This window comes from Mycobacterium sp. NGS63 (assembly GCF_059812295.1).
The window spans coordinates 318927-333656 of sequence record NZ_JCALCJ010000004.1 but is presented as its reverse complement, the minus strand read 5'-3'; the positions used below and the strand labels follow the sequence as shown (position 1 = coordinate 333656).

The window sequence follows — 14730 nt, the reverse complement described above, 5'->3', positions numbered from 1 at the left end:
TCAGACGGCTTTGGTCACGCCGACGTAGGACAGCACCACGTCGGATTGGTCGGTCGACCGGGTCAGCGTCGCATAGGAGCGGATGAACGACTGGCCCACGCACCCGTCGATCTTGACGTGGAAGTTGCTGATCATCACCCAGGGGCTGGGTCCCTTGAACTGCTTTTTCACCACCGGCACCACGAACACGAGGCCGGGCTTGAGGCCCACGCTCACGACGCCGTTGACCGGTGCGGAAACGAACGGCAACAGCGGCGGCAACGTGCCGGTGGCGTCGAACGTCGGGGCGACACCCGGGTTCAGTCCGACGCCACCCTCCATGATCACGCCGTTGGACGTGCTCATATCGATCCCGCAACCGATTTGGAAGCCGACCTCGAGGACGCCCCGGGGTTCTTCCCGCCCGATCAGCGAGCCGACGAACGTGCCGCTGGCCATGTATTCCCGCGACGAGACCGCAGTGGTCAACGGCGGCACCGGGATCTGCATCTCGTCCTTGGCGCCGAGACCCAGCGTCCAGCCGTCGGGAGTTTGCAGCGTCGAAGGAGGATTCGACGCCACCCTGCCCTCCGCGGGCGGCGCCGCGTCGGGTGGCGCGCCGCCCGACTCCGGTTCGGCGCCGGTGGACGGCGCCATGATCACCGACATGACGAGGCAGACGGCGACAGCCACGGCACGACGGACGACGACGGCTATCGGCCTCACGCGCGATACGCTACGCAGGCTCCGATTCGACGCGCGAAATTTGCTGGACGGCGGACCAAAGTTGTTGTCCGTTCGTGACCGCTATGCGATATAGAATCGGCAACAGGCGGCTACCTCTTGAAATGGCCAATAATTCGGCGGACGAGGAGAGGGTGGCGATGACGCTTCGCAGGTGCGCTCGCGGACTGATGGCCGGCGCGACGATTGCTCTGGCGCTCGCGGGCGCCACCGGGATCGCCCACGCGTCGCCGGACCCCGCCCTACCGCCCATCCCCCCGTCCATCGACGAATGGCTGACCGAGTTTCCGACCACGTTCGTGAATCCGATGGACGAAGGCGGCCCGTCGAGCAACTGGGACGGCGTCGGAATGTACTGCGAAAACATCTACGTCCACTGCAGCTGAACCGGCGGGCCGTCACTCCAGCATCGACCGGGCGCGCCCCAGCAGCCGCGGCAACGTGGCCGCCATGGCTTCCAATTCCGCTCGCGGAGAACGCCTTCGGCGGTTGTGCTTGACGATCAGCGACCATGTCGCCGCCGACTTGAAGCACGCCAGCGCTGTGAACCAGGCCAGGTCGGTGACCTCGCGCCCATAGATCTCCGCGAGTTCGCTTGTCGGCGGCGCGATCCCGACGGCCGCGACGCGCCGGTAGGTGTCCGGATCGCAGTTGATCAGGAACCAGCCCGCGTCGATGCGCGGGTCGCCCACCGACCAGATCTCCCAGTCGATTACCGCGTTGACGTCGGCGCCGACGGTCAGCAGGTTGCCCAGGCGGAAGTCGCCGTGCACCACGGTTGGCCCCACCGGCCTTGGCGCGCAGCCCAACAGCGCATCGCACACGTCCTGCCAGCCGGGCACCAGCTCGGCGTCGACGGTCTGCAGCGTGTCACACCAGCGCCGGACCTCCGCGACGGGATCGGTGACCGGTTCGCCGTCCACCCCCAGGTCGGTCGGCGACAGGCCGTGCAGGGCGGCCATGACGCGGCAGGCGTTGCGGTATCGGTCGGGCAGGTCGGGACTGGCCGGGCAGCCGTCGAACAGTGGCTCCACGCAGTCGCCCTCGACGCGGGCCATCACGAACAGCGGCGGCGTATCCGGCGGGTCGCCCGGATCCTCCCACAGCACAGCCGGGACCGGGACCGGCGTCGCCGCAAGCGCTTTCATGATGCGGGCCTGCCGCAACACGTCGCGATGCGCTACCGGCGCGACACCGGGCGGGGCGACCTTGATCACCGCCGCCCGGCCGTCGCGCTCACCCCGGAAGGTCAGGCTGGACGCGCCGCCGGCGAGCGGGGTGACGCCGGAAACACCGGCGGCCCGCAACCGCTGCCGCAGCGCATCGAGGTCGAGCTCGACCATGCCCACCCGTTCAGCGCGCCGGCCCGCCGACTTCGGCGAGGAAGGACTGGGTGTGCGCGATGCGCCCGGTCATCGTCTTCGGATCGCCGGTGCACAACCGGAAGGCGGTCTCGGTAATCAGTTCGATGTCCTCGGTGTCCGTCTTGGCCAGGTCCAGGGTGCCGGCCCCGGGCGTGGCCACCGGGTTGGTCGGGGCGGCGGCGTTGACGGCGATCCCGTCGTCGTACAGTTCGGCCGCAAGGCTTTTCGTCAACCGGTTCAGCGCCGCCTTGACGGTCCCGTAGACGCCGAAACCCGCGGTGCGGTCGAACTCGGAGAACGGCGGCCCGGGCGGCAGGTCGCCGCCCACGGAGGTGACGTTCAGGATCCAGCCGCGGCCGCGCTCGCGCATCGCGGGGATGGCCAGCTGGCTCAGGTGCAGCGGCCCGAGCAGGTGCATCTCGACCATCAGGCGCGCCCGCCGTTCGGGGAACTCGTCGAGCGGCCGCAGGAAGGTCACCGCGGCGTTGTTGACCAGGATGTCGGGGGCGCCGACGGCGCTCACCACGTCGGCGAAAAGCCTTTCGCGCTCCTCGGATTGGGACAGGTCCGCCTGGATCGCGACGGCCTTGCCGCCGGCGGAGACGATCTCGTCGCGGGTCTGGCTCAGCGATCCGTGGTATTTGGGATCCGGGTCCATCGTGCGGGCGGTCAGCGCCACCGTGGCGCCGCGCGCGGCGAGCCGCGCGGCGATCGCCTTGCCCAGGCCCCGGCTGCTCCCGGTGACGAGCGCCACCATCCCGTCGCACCCCTGGTCTGCGCCCATCTGCATGCCTCCAGTCTGGAAACGGCTTCTCCAATAGAGAGAATGCCATTATCCGTGTTCGACCGGAAGGGCGGTCTCCACCCAGCCCAGCAGGCGCCGCCACAGCCGCTGACGGCTCGACGCCATGTTGTGGCAGTGTGCGCTGTCGGCCAGGACGACGGTCGTGATGTCGGGGCTGCTGCGATACAAGCCCGCCTCCGCGCGCGGGTCCGGCGAGACGTCGACGACGCCGTAGCCGAGCAGCACCGGAACGTCGATCCGCGCGGCGTGCTCGGCGACGACGCCCGGGATCATCGCGGTGCCGAACACCCGCGGCACCACCGACTTTGCGGTCACGCAGTCCGCGACCAAGACGTCGGCGGGCACGTCGGCGAGGTGAAACCAGCTCTGCAGGTACTCGCGCGGGGCATCGGAATAGGGATCCGGAAGCGCCGACAGGATCTGCTCGGCCAGCTCGGCGCGGCCCTGCGGGGTCGCGGCCCGGGCGATGAACCCGGGATCGAGGTTCAGCGGCGCGACGTGCTGGTTGGTGCAGCCCAGCGCCGCCAGGCCGGCGTAGCCGCCGAACAGCGCCTGCTGGACTATGGCCAGGTACGCGCCCAGGGAATGCGCCACGGCCACCGCGGGCGCACGGTCACCGGTCACGGCCGGCAGCGCGGAGACGGCCCGCGCGAGTGCCGCGGCGATGTCGGTGAAGCCGAAAGCGCGTGCGGGCTTGGAGCTTTCGCCGGTGCCCAGCGGGTCGATCGTCACGACGGCATAGCCGTTGTCGGTGGCGAACTCGGCGAAGCTGTAGCCGCCGCGGCCGGGGATGTTCAGGTCCCAGTATTCGCGGCTGTAGGTGCCGCCGGGCAAGCAGACGAGGACGGCGGGTGCCGCGGCGGCGCCGCCGGCCGCCGGGTAATAGGTTGCCGCCAACGACGCCTGCTCGCCGATCGCGTCGCTGACGTCGAAGCGCATCGGTCGTGCCGAAACGGTCATGGCGCGCCTTTCGTAGCCCTGATTGTTTCTACCGTCGTAGCGTGGTGATTGGTTGCAGGTGTCGTTGGGAGGTGCGATGGGTCAAGGGTCCGAGCGGGCTGCGCAGGTCGAGCAGCGGGTGAAGGAACTGCGCCAGCGTAGGCACGAGCTGGCCGCCGGCGAACGGCCGTCCCCGCAGTCGGTGGATTTCGCACGCCACCGCGCCGAGGAGTCGCTGCAGTTCGCCGTCGACGCTCACCACGCCGCCGCTCGGCGGCACGAGGAGCTGGCGCGGGCACACGAGCGCACCGCGAACGCCTACCAGCGCGCCGCCATGGATGGGCGCGGCGGCTCCGCGCGGCTGCAGCGGGCGGCCGACGAGCACTGGCAGGCCGCGCACGACAGCCACCTCGAGGCCGCCGAGGACGAGGGGCAATGACCTATCTGCTGCTGTTGTGCGCGATCTTCGCCGAAGTGGTGGCGACCAGCCTGCTCAAGAGCACCGAAGGGTTCACCCGGCTGTGGCCGACGGTCACCTGCCTGGCCGGTTACGCCGCCTCCTTCGCGCTGCTGGCCCTGTCGATCTCGCGCGGCATGCGCACGGACGTCGCCTACGCGTTGTGGTCCGCGATCGGCACGGCCGCGATCGTGCTGATCGCGGTGCTGTTCCTCGGCTCCCCCGTGTCGGTGGCGAAGGTCGCCGGCGTCGGGCTGATCATCGCGGGCGTGGTCACGCTGAACCTGGCCGGCGCACATTAGGTAACAAATCGACGCCCTTCTCGGAAATGGAACGTGAGAACTCGAGAAGGGCACGGCATGATCGGCACCCGCGCCGCGACGGCGGCCCTGGCCGCCGCGGCCGCCCTGGGCATGACCCTGGGCCTCGGGACCGCGCACGCCACCCCCCGCCCGCCCCGCGGCGAGGGCACGCTGTACGGCAATCCCGCGGCGGCCGCCCCGTTCTGGCGCTACCAGGGATACGACGACGACTGCGTGGAAATGGCGGTCGCCGACGTGGTCGGCGAGCTGACCGGTCACCAGCCGTCCGAGCGCGACGTGGTCAAGCTGGCTCAATCCACCCCCAGCACCGTCCACCCCGGGCCCGTCTACACCACGCCGAAGAGGCGCAATGCGGGGGGCGGCACCTCCTTCGACGATGAGCCGGCGCTTCTCGCGCACTACGGCATTCACGCGGTGGCAACGGACCAGGACCGCGCCGCGAAACACGGTGTCCCGACGGGCATGGGCGCGCTCGAGGAGGATCTGGCCAAGGGCCGCAAGGTGATCGCGGGGGTCAACTCCGAAGTCATCTGGGGTGAGCCCGTCGAGGACAAGACCCCGGATGGCCGCCCGGAGGCGAACCACGCGGTGGTGGTCACCGGCGTCGACACCGCGGCCGCCGTCGTCTACCTCAACGACAGCGGCATCGAGAACGGTCGCGGCGAGCGGGTGGGCCTGGACGTCTTCGCCCGGTCGTGGGCCAGCAGCGGCGAGCAGATGACCGTCACCGACTAGCCGATTCAGCTGTCCCAACTCGGTATCAAACCCAACGCGCGCATCAGCCGGCCCTCGAACCCGGTCAGCAGCGACACCCCGCTCACCGGGGACTGGGGCAGCGGGAAGTTGAGGCCGGGGTCGGGCGCCGGGTTGAAAGGGTAGCCGGTCGGCATCATCGAGGGCGGCAGCAAGCCGAGATCCACCAGCGCGGCCTGCGGGCCCTGGACCGCGCCGCGGGCCAGGGCAGGCAGGATGGTGGACGGGTCCGGCAGTTCGAACAGGCTGGCGGGGGTGGCGATGTTAGCGTAATCCCCTGTGCCGTAACCCATGTCGACGAGCACCCGCAGGTCCGGCTGCAGCAGGTCGGCCAGCGCGTTGCCGTAGGGCGCCGGCAGGTATAGGCGCAGCGGGGCGACCAGCGGCAGGTTCTGCGTCAGCAGCTCGTAGTAGGTGGTGGCACCGGTGTAGCCCGGCGAGGTCGGCAGCTGGACCGCGTTGGCGATCTGCGTCGGCGTCAGGTCGACGTAGTCGTGCGCCCCGTGGTAGAGCGCGAACCCCATGACCGCGTTCAGGTCGCTGACGGGGTTGAGCACATACCGCGGGAAGTTGGCAACCATGTCGTACTGGTTGGTGAAGATCACGGTGGGGCACGGCGAGTTGGGGGGCGTCGCGCCGGTGAACAAGACGTCGAACAACGGTATGTACAGGCCGGGGAACCGCGCGAAGAACCCGCCGTCGGGGTTGTCGGGGTTACCGGTCAAAAAGAACGAGAGGCTCGCGGGATCGGGCGGATTGGCCATCGTCATGAGGTTTCGGATCTCGTTGCTGGCCACAAGCGCGCCTTGTGAGGTGCCGTAGACGATCACCTTGTTGCCCGCCGAAAGTTCCGTGTTCACAGCGGTGTCGAGCAACCGCACGCCCTGCGCCACCGACTGGCCCAGCGTCAGATTGCCGAGCTGCGGGGTGACCGGCCAGAACTGTTCCGGCGTGTAGATCGCCTGTCCCAGAGCCCCCGCCAGCGGCGACAGTGCCGGGTTGTCAAGGAAGCCGGCCATGATCGCGCCGACGTACCTGGCGTCCGGCAGCGGGAACGTGGTGCCGCCGACGATCAGGGCCACCGCCCCGTTCTGGGGCACGATCAGCGGGGGGATGCTCGTCGGAGCGGGGCCCTCGGCCTGCGCGACGAGCGGGGCGAGCGGCGACTCCAGCCGGCCGATCACGTCGCGCAGCGCCTGCTGCGCGGCCTGCTCGGCGTCGGTGTAGGCGGTGCCGGCCGCGCCCAGCAGCGCGATGAACCGCCGGCGAAACGCCTCATCCTGCGCCGCCAACTCCTGATAGATGGCCGATTGCTCGTTGAACAGCGGCGTGATCGCCGCGCTGACCGCGTCGGCCCCGGCGGGCGGGATGTTGCCCGTCGGCAGCGCGGCGAGGGCGTTGGCCTCGTCGAGGATCGCGCCGATGTCGCCGACGTCCGCGGCCGCCGACGCCAGGTCCACGGGAATGACCTGCATCTGGACCATTCTGGGCAACGACCGCGGGACCTGCGGCGTATTGGCGGGAATAATGCGGAGCGTGAGGACTGCTACGAAAATCGCGGCCGGCGTGCTGGTCGGCCTGGCGTTGCTGTGCGGCCCGGGCATCGCGCAGGCCGACAGCGACCTGGAGCGGGAAGCGTGCCAGCTCATGGATGATCCGGCCGGCCCCGAAGCTGGTTATGCACCAGCGGAATACGCTTTCATGATGCTGCGCGCCAGAATGTCGGCTCAAGCCGCGCGCGACGTCATGTCGGTGGCGGCCCAGAACGTCTGCCCGAACCACATCGTCGATTTGCCGGCCAGCTGGCGCTGACCGGCCGCGGGCGGTCAGCGCGTGATCAGGGCGTCGAGCTCTGGCGTGTCGCTGCCGGTGAGCCGCCGGTGCATCGCCCAGGCGATCCTGGCGCCCTGGATCTTCGCCTGTTCGGCGACGCGCCCCTGAAACATCTCGTCGACGGTGTCGGTCCAGACCGTCAGCCACCGGACGAAGTGGCGACCGCTCAGTGGGGTGCGTCGGTGGACGTGCCGGTGGGCGTGCAGGGCGCTCCCCCGGTAGAGCCCGGCGCGAAAGAGCACGGTCTCCCAGAAGTCGGCCATCACCGGGATGTGGGTGTCCAGGCCCTTGCTGCGCAACTCGGCGAAGGGCTCGCCCAGGGTCTCGTCGAGCATCACGCGGCCGTAGAACCGGCGCAGGAGCGCCTCGACGTCCGCGCGGTCGGCAATGTCCTCACTCATGAGCGACCACCCGCGCCCGGCACAGCCCGGGCTCGAAGATGGACTCCGGCCCCCGGTGCGGTCCATGCGCCCCTCCCCTCGACCAGCCATTTAAAGGAAATTTTTCATTCATATCAGCGCCCTCGACAAGGGACCAAGGTCATCGAAATGGGCCGCCGATCCGTCACACCCGAAGGGAGTTAACAACTTTGGGCCCCCTCTAGCCAACGCGAGGGCGACCGTCTAGAGTTTACACAAAACCAACTTGTAAAAACAGGCCGCGTCCCAGGAAGGGGTCGAGCAGGATGAGCATTGCGGAACGGGCCGCGCAGACGACGTGGGAAGGCCCGCTGGCGTCGGGCGAGGGCAAGCTTTCGCGCGGGAGCAGCGGGGCCCTGGACGGCCTGCCGTTGACCTGGGCCTCCCGCACCGAGCAGCCCGGCGGCAAGACCAGCCCCGAAGAGCTGGCGGCGGCGGCGCACTCGTCGTGCTTCTCGATGGCGCTGGCGCTGAAACTGGGCGAGAACCACACGCCGCCACAGCGACTCGACGTCACCGCCACCGTCACCCTCGACGCGGTCGACGGCGTCCCGACCATCACCGCGTCGCGGTTGCAGGTCAGGGCGCGCGTTGCCGGGCTGGACGCCGAGGCGTTCGCGGCCGTGGTGGACCAGGCCGCCGCCTTGTGCCCGGTATCTCGGCTGTTCGCCGGCGCGACGATCAGCGTCGACGCCGCGCTCGACGAAACCGAGCCGGCCGACGCGTAGGACCGCCCGATGCCCAGCCCCGCCGTATCCGCCGCCCTGACCCGAGAACACCACGAAATCGACGCCGCGATCGGGAATTTCATCGAGAAGCTCGACTGCGGCAGCCTGCAGCCCGAGCTGCTGACCGAGGCGCTGGAGGCGCTGCGCCGGCACATCTACCTCGAGGAGATCTTCCTGTTCCCGCCGATCCGGGATGCCGGGGTGGTGATGCCGGTCTTCGTGATGATGCGCGAGCATGGCCAGCTGTGGCGCACGATGGACGCCCTGACGGATCTGCTCGCCGACGGGACCGACAGCCGACGGCTGGCGGATACCTGCGCGCAGCTGGTGGATCAACTCCAGCAGCACAATTCCAAAGAGGAGCCGGTCATCTACCCGAACGCCGACACCGCCCTGCCCCCGCACACAACCGCGGAACTGACCCGGTTCATCGAGACCGGCCGCACTCCAGACGGATGGGTGTGCCAGCAGGCGTGACCAAAGGAGGATTTTCATGCGCGTCGTAGTGGACCTCGATCGGTGCGAGGGCAACGCCTTCTGCACGAACATCGCGCCGGAGGTGTTCCAGCTCGACGACGACGAGTACGCCGTGGTGACCGCCGATCCCGTCCCCGCCGAGCAGGAGGCGCTCGTCGAGCAGGCCATCGCCGCGTGCCCGCGCGCGGCGCTGTCCCGCAAGGACTAGGTGTTCACGACGAGGGACAGCCCGCGCCGACCGCGGATTCGCTTGCGTTGCTTGCTGATCGCCACCAGGCGCGCCACCGCGGTCTCGATGCCGCGGGCCAGCGCGTCGATGTCGGCGACGGCGTCGTAGTCGGCCAGGACGCCGAAGAACAGGTCCTCGGCATAGCTGAGCATGGCCACCCCGGTGCGCAGTTGCATCGCGATCGGCGGGACGGGGAACACGCTGAGCACCCGCTGGCCCATGAGTTGCAGCGGCTGGCGGGGGCCCGGGACATTGGTCGCCAGGGTGGTGACACCGCGCTGCGGTAGCCGGGTCAGCAGCCGAACCGCCCACGCGGTCAGCGGGAACGGAATGCGGTTGGCCATCGACACGAACGCGTGGCCCGCCTGGCTCTGCCCGTGCGACTTGGTGCGGTCCAAGCGCGAATGGACGGCTCGCAGCCGCTCGATCGGGTGCTGCTCGTCGACCGGCAGGTACGGCAGCATGACCGAGACGCGGTTGTCCGTCTTGTCCAGGGCGTCGACCGACCGCATCGACACCGGCACTAACGCGCGCAGCGCATCCGGCAGCGGTTCTTCGCCGCGCTGGACGAGGATGTTGCGGTAGCTCTCCGTGATGGCCGCCAGCGCAACGTCATTGATGGTCACGTCAAACGACTGGCATACCTGCGCGATGTCGGCGAGCGGGACCCGCGCGACCCCGTAGCGCCGCAAGGTGGTGATCGGCCCGTTCAGCGACGTCGTCGTGGGGCGCAGCAACCCGGCCGCGATTTCCGCGGCGCCCAGCGCCGTGCGGGCGGCGGTGGCGGTGATGGCGGCCGACGCGCTCCACAGGCCGCCCAGCACACTGAACGGGTTCAACCCGATGATGCTCGGTGAGACCTTTTGCGGCTGTGCGTTTTTGGCGGCGCGGATGTGGCTGACGAAACTTTCGCCGATCCCGTCGTCGCACAGCCCGGCCAGCATGTGGGTGGCGGCGATGCCGTCGGCCATGCAGTGGTGGATTTTGGTGAGCATCGCCCACCGGTTGTCGCTGAGGCCCTCGATGATCCAGATTTCCCACAGCGGCCGGTCCCGGTCGAGGCGGCGGGAAATCACGTCGGCGGCCAGCTGGAACAGCTCCCGGTCGTCGCCGGGCCGCGGCAGCGCGATGTGCCGGACGTGGCGGCCGAGATCGAAGGACGGGTCGTCCACCCACTCGGGCGCGCCGAGATCGAATGCACGCGTGCGCACGCGCTGCGCGAACCGCGGGCACGCGCGAATGCGTTGCGCCAGCGTCGCCATCAGCGCATCACGGTCCGGGATGGGCCCCTCGATGACGGCCAGGCCACCGATCGCCAGGCTCACGTTTCGGTCGGCGTCCTCGGCTTTGAGAAAGCCCGCGTCCAGGGTTGTCAGTTGGTCCACGACCACCACCTCCGGCGTTGTCTGCAACTCGCAGTAACACCATTGTCCGTCTGGGCACCGGGCCAAGGCAGGGCCGAAAGTCCCGAATGCCGCTCTTAGCGGGTTCTCAGCGCTGCGCGCCTAGGCTCGCGCTCCCATGGTTACGACGACTCATCGCACCGCCCGGGCCCACGAATGAAGATCGCGTCCGTGGTCGCCCGCCAGCTGCTGGACTGCAAGGCGCGGCCACTGGTGGAGGTCGAAATCACCACGGATACCGGACATGTCGGGCGCGGCGCCTCCCCCACGGGCAGTTCGGTCGGCGTGCACGAGGCGTTCGTGCTGCGCGACGGCGACCTGGCCGAATACGACGGGCTGAGCGTTCATCGCGCCATCTCGGCCGTCACCGACGAGATTGCTCCCGTTCTCGTCGGCGCCGAGCTCGACGACCCGCGATCGCTGGACCGGGTCATGGTCGAACTCGACGGCACGCCCGACAAGCACCGGTTGGGCGGCAACGCGATCTACTCCGCCTCGGTCGCGCTGTTGCGGGCGGCGTCCGCCGCCGCGGGCATGCCGACCTATGCCTACGTCAACGCGCTGCTGGGTCTCGAACCGCCGACCACCGTGCCGGTGCCCAGTTTCAACATGATCAACGGCGGCCGCTACGGCGACGTCGTGCAGCCGTTCAACGAGTTCCTGGTCGTGCCCTATCGCGCCGACTCCATTGAAACGGCGGTCGAAAAGGGCGTGACTTTGTTCGGTGTGCTGGCCGACGTGCTAACCGAGCGGCTCGGCCGCGCGCCGCTGGTGGCCCCTTCGTACGGGTATGTCGCGCCGTCCAGCGACCCGCGAATCGTCCTGGACGCGTTGGCCGAAGCGGTCGAGCGCGCCGGCTGTGCCGACATCATGGCTTTTGCGCTGGACTGCGCGTCGAGCCAGGTGTACGACAAGGACGCCCACACGTACGCCCTCAACGGTGAGCGGGTGACCGCGGAGGCGCTGATCGACTATGCGCGGGCGCTTTCCGAGGACTTCCCGATGGTGTTCATCGAGGACCTCCTCGACGGCGACGACTGGGAGGGGTTCACCAAAGCGGCGCAGACCATCGACCGCTCGCTCATGCTTGGCGACGACCTCATCGTCACCAACCGCGACCGCCTGGAGCGGGCCGTAAACACCTCGGCCATCGACGGTTTCATCCTCAAGCCCAATCAGGTCGGGACCGTCGCCGAGGCCCTGGACTGCTTCGAGTACGCGTCGCAGCACGCGATCCTGACGATCCCGTCGGGCCGCTCGGGCGGGGTCATCGACGACGTGGTGATGGACCTGGCGGTGGGACTGGGCGCGCCGTTTCAGAAGAACGGCGCACCGCGGTCGGGCGAGCGCATCCAGAAGCTCAACTTCCTGTTGCGCGCGGCGGAGGGCATCCCCGACTGTGCGCTGGCGGACGTGCCGGCGCTGGTGCGGTTCTGACCGCTGCCGGATCAGCCGCCCAGCATCAGCCCCGCCGCTATGGCGGCCACTCCCACCACCGACACGATCGAAAGCGCCACCCAGTCCGCGCGTTTCGGCGCCGACAGGCGCGCCGAGATCTGGCCGGTCCCGCCGCGCGCGGTGATGGCGTCGCCCATCTCGTCCGCGCGCCGCAGGGTCACCGTGATGACCGCGACGACAAGGTCGACGACGTCCGCCATCAGCTGCCGCAGACGGGCTTTGCGGGGCCGGTGGCCGGGCCGTGGTCGCAGCCGCCGTGCCGCGTAGAGCACGCGGAATTCGTCGATCAGCATCGGGAAGGTGCGCAGCGCGAGCGCCAGTGCGACCGCCCAGTCGTCGACCGGGATCCGCAGCCGTCGCAGCCGGCGACCCAAAGTGGCCACCGCGGGGGCGATTTCGGCGACGTTGGTCGTCCACGACACCAGCGCGCCCATGCCGAGCAGCACGACCGACAGCGCGGTGAAGCGCAGGAAGTCCAGCAGGCCGCCAAGACCGAGCGTCACCGTGCCCACGTGCAGGTGCGGGCTGCCGCCGGCCAACGTGGCGATGACGGCGACGACGGCCAGCAGGATGGGAAGCCAGCGCGGCGGCGACGGCAGCGCGCCCCGGGAAATGTGTGCCGACCTCACCCCGGCGAGCACCAGCGCGCCCACCAGCCCGATGGTCACCCATCCCGGGTACAGCGTCAGCAGCATCGACATGCCAAAGGCGACAAGCAGTTTGGTGCCCGCCCACAGGTCGTGGATGGCGGACCGGCCGGGCACCGGCCGCAGCAGCACCAGCGGTCGACGTGGGCGCCGGGCCGGGCGCTTCGCCGGCGAGGCCACCGGCGCGGGTTGCAGCAGGCCGTCGTCCAGGCGCAGGGTGCGCGGGCAGAGTTCCTCCAGGCCGACGAAGTCGTGCGAAATGACGATCACGGTCAGGCCGGTGTCGCGGCGCCGATCGGCGAGCAGCCGCACCAGCCCGCGTTGACTGTCGGCGTCCAGTCCGGCGAGGGGTTCGTCGAGGATCAGCACGCGCGGCGACCGGGCGAGCAATCCGGCGAGGACGACGCGGCGCATCTGGCCGCCGCTGAGCTGGTCGATGGACCGCTTCGCCAGGGCGGCGTCCAGGCCGACGGCGGCCAGCGCCGCGGTCACCCGGGCGTGATCGTCGGCCGAAAAGCCGCCCGCGGACGCCACTTCCAGATCGACGCGGCTGCGCATCAACTGCAGCCGGGCGGCCTGGAACTGCAGCGCGACCGCGCCGATCTGTTCGGAGGCCGGGCGCCCGTCGAGCAGGCAGGCGCCGGTGGTCGGGGTGGTGAGCCCGGCCATGATCCACGCCAGCGTCGACTTGCCGGAGCCATTGCCGCCGTGCAGAAGTAGCCCATCGCCCTCGTGTACCACGAAGCTGATGTCGCGCAGCGCGGTCTGCGCCCACGGGGTGCCGCTGCCGTATTCGTGTCCGACACCGGCCAGTTCGAGCACCGGCGCGCCGGATGGGTGACTCGCCGCGGTCGCCGGCGCCGGCGCGGGCGCGGCCTCGACCATGGCGGCGTTGTCCGGCGAATCGCTCAGATTGATGGTGCGGTCGGCGTAGTCGGCCTCGTTGTTGTAGTGCGTGATGTGCACCAGGGCGGTGTGGTGGCGTTCGGTCAGGTTCGACAGCACGGCCATGAGCGCGTCGCGCCCCTGTTGGTCGACCATGCTGGTGACCTCGTCCGCGATGAGCAGCGCCGGCTCCCGCGCCAGCGCCGCCGCCACGGCCAGGCGCTGCAGTTCCCCGCCGGACAGGCCGCCGGTGTCGCGTTCGGCGAGGCCGTCCAGGCCGACCTCGGCGAGCAAGCGGTCGACATCGGTGGTCTCACCGGGCGGCAGTCCCCAGACCACGTCGTCGGCGACCCGCGTGCCCAGCACCTGGCTTTCGGGGTGCTGCATGACGACCGCGGTGCCACCGGGTCGCCCGAGCCCCACCGCGCCGGGGCGTTCGACGGTGCCCGATGTCGGTTCGCGGCCGGCCAGGATCAGCATCAGCGTGGTCTTGCCCGAGCCGTTGGCGCCGGTGACCGCGACGTGGTCGCCCGGTTGCACCGCGAGGCTGACCGGGCGCAGCGCGTCGTGGTCGCTGTGCGGGTATCGGAGGCGGGCCTCGTTCAGCCGCACCGGCAGCGGCTCGATCGTCCCGGCATGGGCCGACACGTCCAGTTTGTGGACGTCGGGGACGCCGCGGAGCCGCTCCAAGACGCGCGACAGCGCCCACCAACCGATCACCGAGGCGCCCATGATCGTCGCGAGCGCGCCGGCGACGACGAGCCATTGCCAGTGATCCAGCGCCAGGGTGAGGAATCCTCTGGTGTCCTGCGCGGCCGGCTGCAGGTGCGGAAGCCGCGCCATGATCGTCGCGATTCCGTCCACGGCGGCGGTGATCGCGTGGAACATCAACTCCCGCAACCGGACCAGGACCGTCAGCGCGACGACCACCGCGCCGGCCACCACCACACCGGCGCCGAAGGAGGCCGCGATCACGGTCGGCGTGCCGCGGTGGCGGCGTTTCACGGTTCCGGCCAGGCCGCCGACATAGGCGCACAGCGCCACGGCCCCGAAGCCGCTCACGCCGACCACCAGGAAGCCGATCACGGCGGCGGCGAACGTCGCGGCGACCAGAACCCGAATCCGGTAGCGATACGCCAGCAGGCCCATCGGGACGGCGCCCAGGAGTCCCAGGGCCCCCGCGTGCGGGAGGACGACAGCGATGATCGCGATCGCCGCGCACAGCGCGCCCATCACCGCGGCGTGGGACAGTTCGCCGGGCCGTAGCGACGGAGCGTGGGATTTTGC

At 69.9% G+C, this 14730-nt stretch carries 17 protein-coding genes; 9 read left to right on the top strand and 8 right to left on the bottom strand.

Annotated elements, in window-relative coordinates; all coding sequences use genetic code 11:
• Window positions 1-648 (bottom strand): MspA family porin, encoded by a 648-nt coding sequence (locus AC5Y4Z_RS12180; protein ID WP_499964791.1) that lies wholly within the window; start codon window positions 646-648, stop codon window positions 1-3.
• Window positions 649-863: 215 nt separating this feature from the next.
• On the opposite strand from AC5Y4Z_RS12180, the gene AC5Y4Z_RS12175 reads away from it, so the two are divergent.
• Window positions 864-1109, top strand: coding sequence for a hypothetical protein (locus AC5Y4Z_RS12175; RefSeq protein WP_499963983.1), 246 nt, complete (start codon window positions 864-866; stop codon window positions 1107-1109).
• 12 nt (window positions 1110-1121) lie between these two features.
• On the opposite strand, the gene AC5Y4Z_RS12170 is transcribed toward AC5Y4Z_RS12175, so the two are convergent.
• Genes AC5Y4Z_RS12170 through AC5Y4Z_RS12160 form a run of 3 tightly spaced genes read right to left on the bottom strand, consistent with a single transcriptional unit; the run spans window position 1122 to window position 3852 of the window.
• Window positions 1122-2066 (bottom strand): phosphotransferase family protein, encoded by a 945-nt coding sequence (locus tag AC5Y4Z_RS12170; protein ID WP_499963981.1) that lies wholly within the window; start codon window positions 2064-2066, stop codon window positions 1122-1124.
• 10 nt (window positions 2067-2076) lie between these two features.
• Complete coding sequence (locus tag AC5Y4Z_RS12165; RefSeq protein WP_499964789.1) at window positions 2077-2871, bottom strand: SDR family NAD(P)-dependent oxidoreductase; 795 nt, start codon at window positions 2869-2871, stop codon at window positions 2077-2079.
• Window positions 2872-2919: 48 nt separating this feature from the next.
• Window positions 2920-3852 carry an alpha/beta hydrolase gene (locus tag AC5Y4Z_RS12160; protein WP_499963979.1) on the bottom strand — a complete coding sequence of 311 codons (933 nt, stop codon included), beginning with the start codon at window positions 3850-3852 and terminating at the stop codon, window positions 2920-2922.
• Window positions 3853-3928: 76 nt separating this feature from the next.
• Between AC5Y4Z_RS12160 and AC5Y4Z_RS12155 the strand changes: the two genes are divergently transcribed.
• From AC5Y4Z_RS12155 to AC5Y4Z_RS12145, 3 genes are read left to right on the top strand one after another with little or no spacing between them, the layout of a single operon-like run.
• Window positions 3929-4270, top strand: a complete 342-nt coding sequence (locus AC5Y4Z_RS12155) for a hypothetical protein (RefSeq protein WP_499963977.1) — start codon at window positions 3929-3931, stop codon at window positions 4268-4270.
• Window positions 4267-4590 carry a DMT family transporter gene (locus AC5Y4Z_RS12150; protein ID WP_499963975.1) on the top strand — a complete coding sequence of 108 codons (324 nt, stop codon included), beginning with the start codon at window positions 4267-4269 and terminating at the stop codon, window positions 4588-4590. The genes AC5Y4Z_RS12155 and AC5Y4Z_RS12150 overlap by 4 nt, the downstream gene beginning before the upstream one ends.
• Before the next feature lie 57 nt (window positions 4591-4647).
• Window positions 4648-5346 (top strand): C39 family peptidase, encoded by a 699-nt coding sequence (locus AC5Y4Z_RS12145; RefSeq protein ID WP_499964788.1) that lies wholly within the window; start codon window positions 4648-4650, stop codon window positions 5344-5346.
• A gap of 5 nt (window positions 5347-5351) precedes the next feature.
• On the opposite strand, the gene AC5Y4Z_RS12140 is transcribed toward AC5Y4Z_RS12145, so the two are convergent.
• Window positions 5352-6839, bottom strand: a complete 1488-nt coding sequence (locus AC5Y4Z_RS12140) for a PE family protein (RefSeq protein WP_499963973.1) — start codon at window positions 6837-6839, stop codon at window positions 5352-5354.
• Here AC5Y4Z_RS12140 and AC5Y4Z_RS12135 point away from each other — a divergent pair.
• Window positions 6829-7176: a hypothetical protein gene (locus tag AC5Y4Z_RS12135; protein WP_499963971.1), complete on the top strand. Its 348-nt coding sequence runs from the start codon at window positions 6829-6831 to the stop codon at window positions 7174-7176. The genes AC5Y4Z_RS12140 and AC5Y4Z_RS12135 overlap by 11 nt on opposite strands.
• A 14-nt stretch (window positions 7177-7190) precedes the next feature.
• Here the strand turns inward: AC5Y4Z_RS12135 and AC5Y4Z_RS12130 are convergent, their stop codons facing one another.
• Window positions 7191-7598, bottom strand: a complete 408-nt coding sequence (locus AC5Y4Z_RS12130) for a group III truncated hemoglobin (protein WP_499963968.1) — start codon at window positions 7596-7598, stop codon at window positions 7191-7193.
• 284 nt (window positions 7599-7882) lie between these two features.
• On the opposite strand from AC5Y4Z_RS12130, the gene AC5Y4Z_RS12125 reads away from it, so the two are divergent.
• The 3 genes from AC5Y4Z_RS12125 to AC5Y4Z_RS12115 are packed head-to-tail and all read left to right on the top strand — an operon-like array spanning window position 7883 to window position 9029.
• Window positions 7883-8344, top strand: coding sequence for an OsmC family peroxiredoxin (locus AC5Y4Z_RS12125; protein WP_499963966.1), 462 nt, complete (start codon window positions 7883-7885; stop codon window positions 8342-8344).
• Window positions 8345-8353: 9 nt separating this feature from the next.
• Window positions 8354-8821 carry a hemerythrin domain-containing protein gene (locus AC5Y4Z_RS12120; RefSeq protein WP_499963964.1) on the top strand — a complete coding sequence of 156 codons (468 nt, stop codon included), beginning with the start codon at window positions 8354-8356 and terminating at the stop codon, window positions 8819-8821.
• A 16-nt stretch (window positions 8822-8837) separates the two neighbouring features.
• Window positions 8838-9029: a ferredoxin gene (locus AC5Y4Z_RS12115; protein WP_499963962.1), complete on the top strand. Its 192-nt coding sequence runs from the start codon at window positions 8838-8840 to the stop codon at window positions 9027-9029.
• On the opposite strand, the gene AC5Y4Z_RS12110 is transcribed toward AC5Y4Z_RS12115, so the two are convergent.
• Window positions 9026-10435 (bottom strand): WS/DGAT/MGAT family O-acyltransferase, encoded by a 1410-nt coding sequence (locus AC5Y4Z_RS12110; RefSeq protein ID WP_499963960.1) that lies wholly within the window; start codon window positions 10433-10435, stop codon window positions 9026-9028. The two genes, AC5Y4Z_RS12115 and AC5Y4Z_RS12110, sit on opposite strands and share 4 nt — an antisense overlap.
• A 174-nt stretch (window positions 10436-10609) precedes the next feature.
• Here AC5Y4Z_RS12110 and eno point away from each other — a divergent pair, with 174 nt between their 5' ends.
• Window positions 10610-11890, top strand: a complete 1281-nt coding sequence (gene eno, locus AC5Y4Z_RS12105) for a phosphopyruvate hydratase (RefSeq protein ID WP_499963959.1) — start codon at window positions 10610-10612, stop codon at window positions 11888-11890.
• An 11-nt stretch (window positions 11891-11901) separates the two neighbouring features.
• On the opposite strand, the gene AC5Y4Z_RS12100 is transcribed toward eno, so the two are convergent.
• On the bottom strand, window positions 11902-14676 hold the full coding sequence (locus AC5Y4Z_RS12100) for an ATP-binding cassette domain-containing protein (RefSeq protein WP_499963957.1): 2775 nt from the start codon (window positions 14674-14676) through the stop codon (window positions 11902-11904).
• Between the last annotated feature and the right edge of the window lie 54 nt (window positions 14677-14730).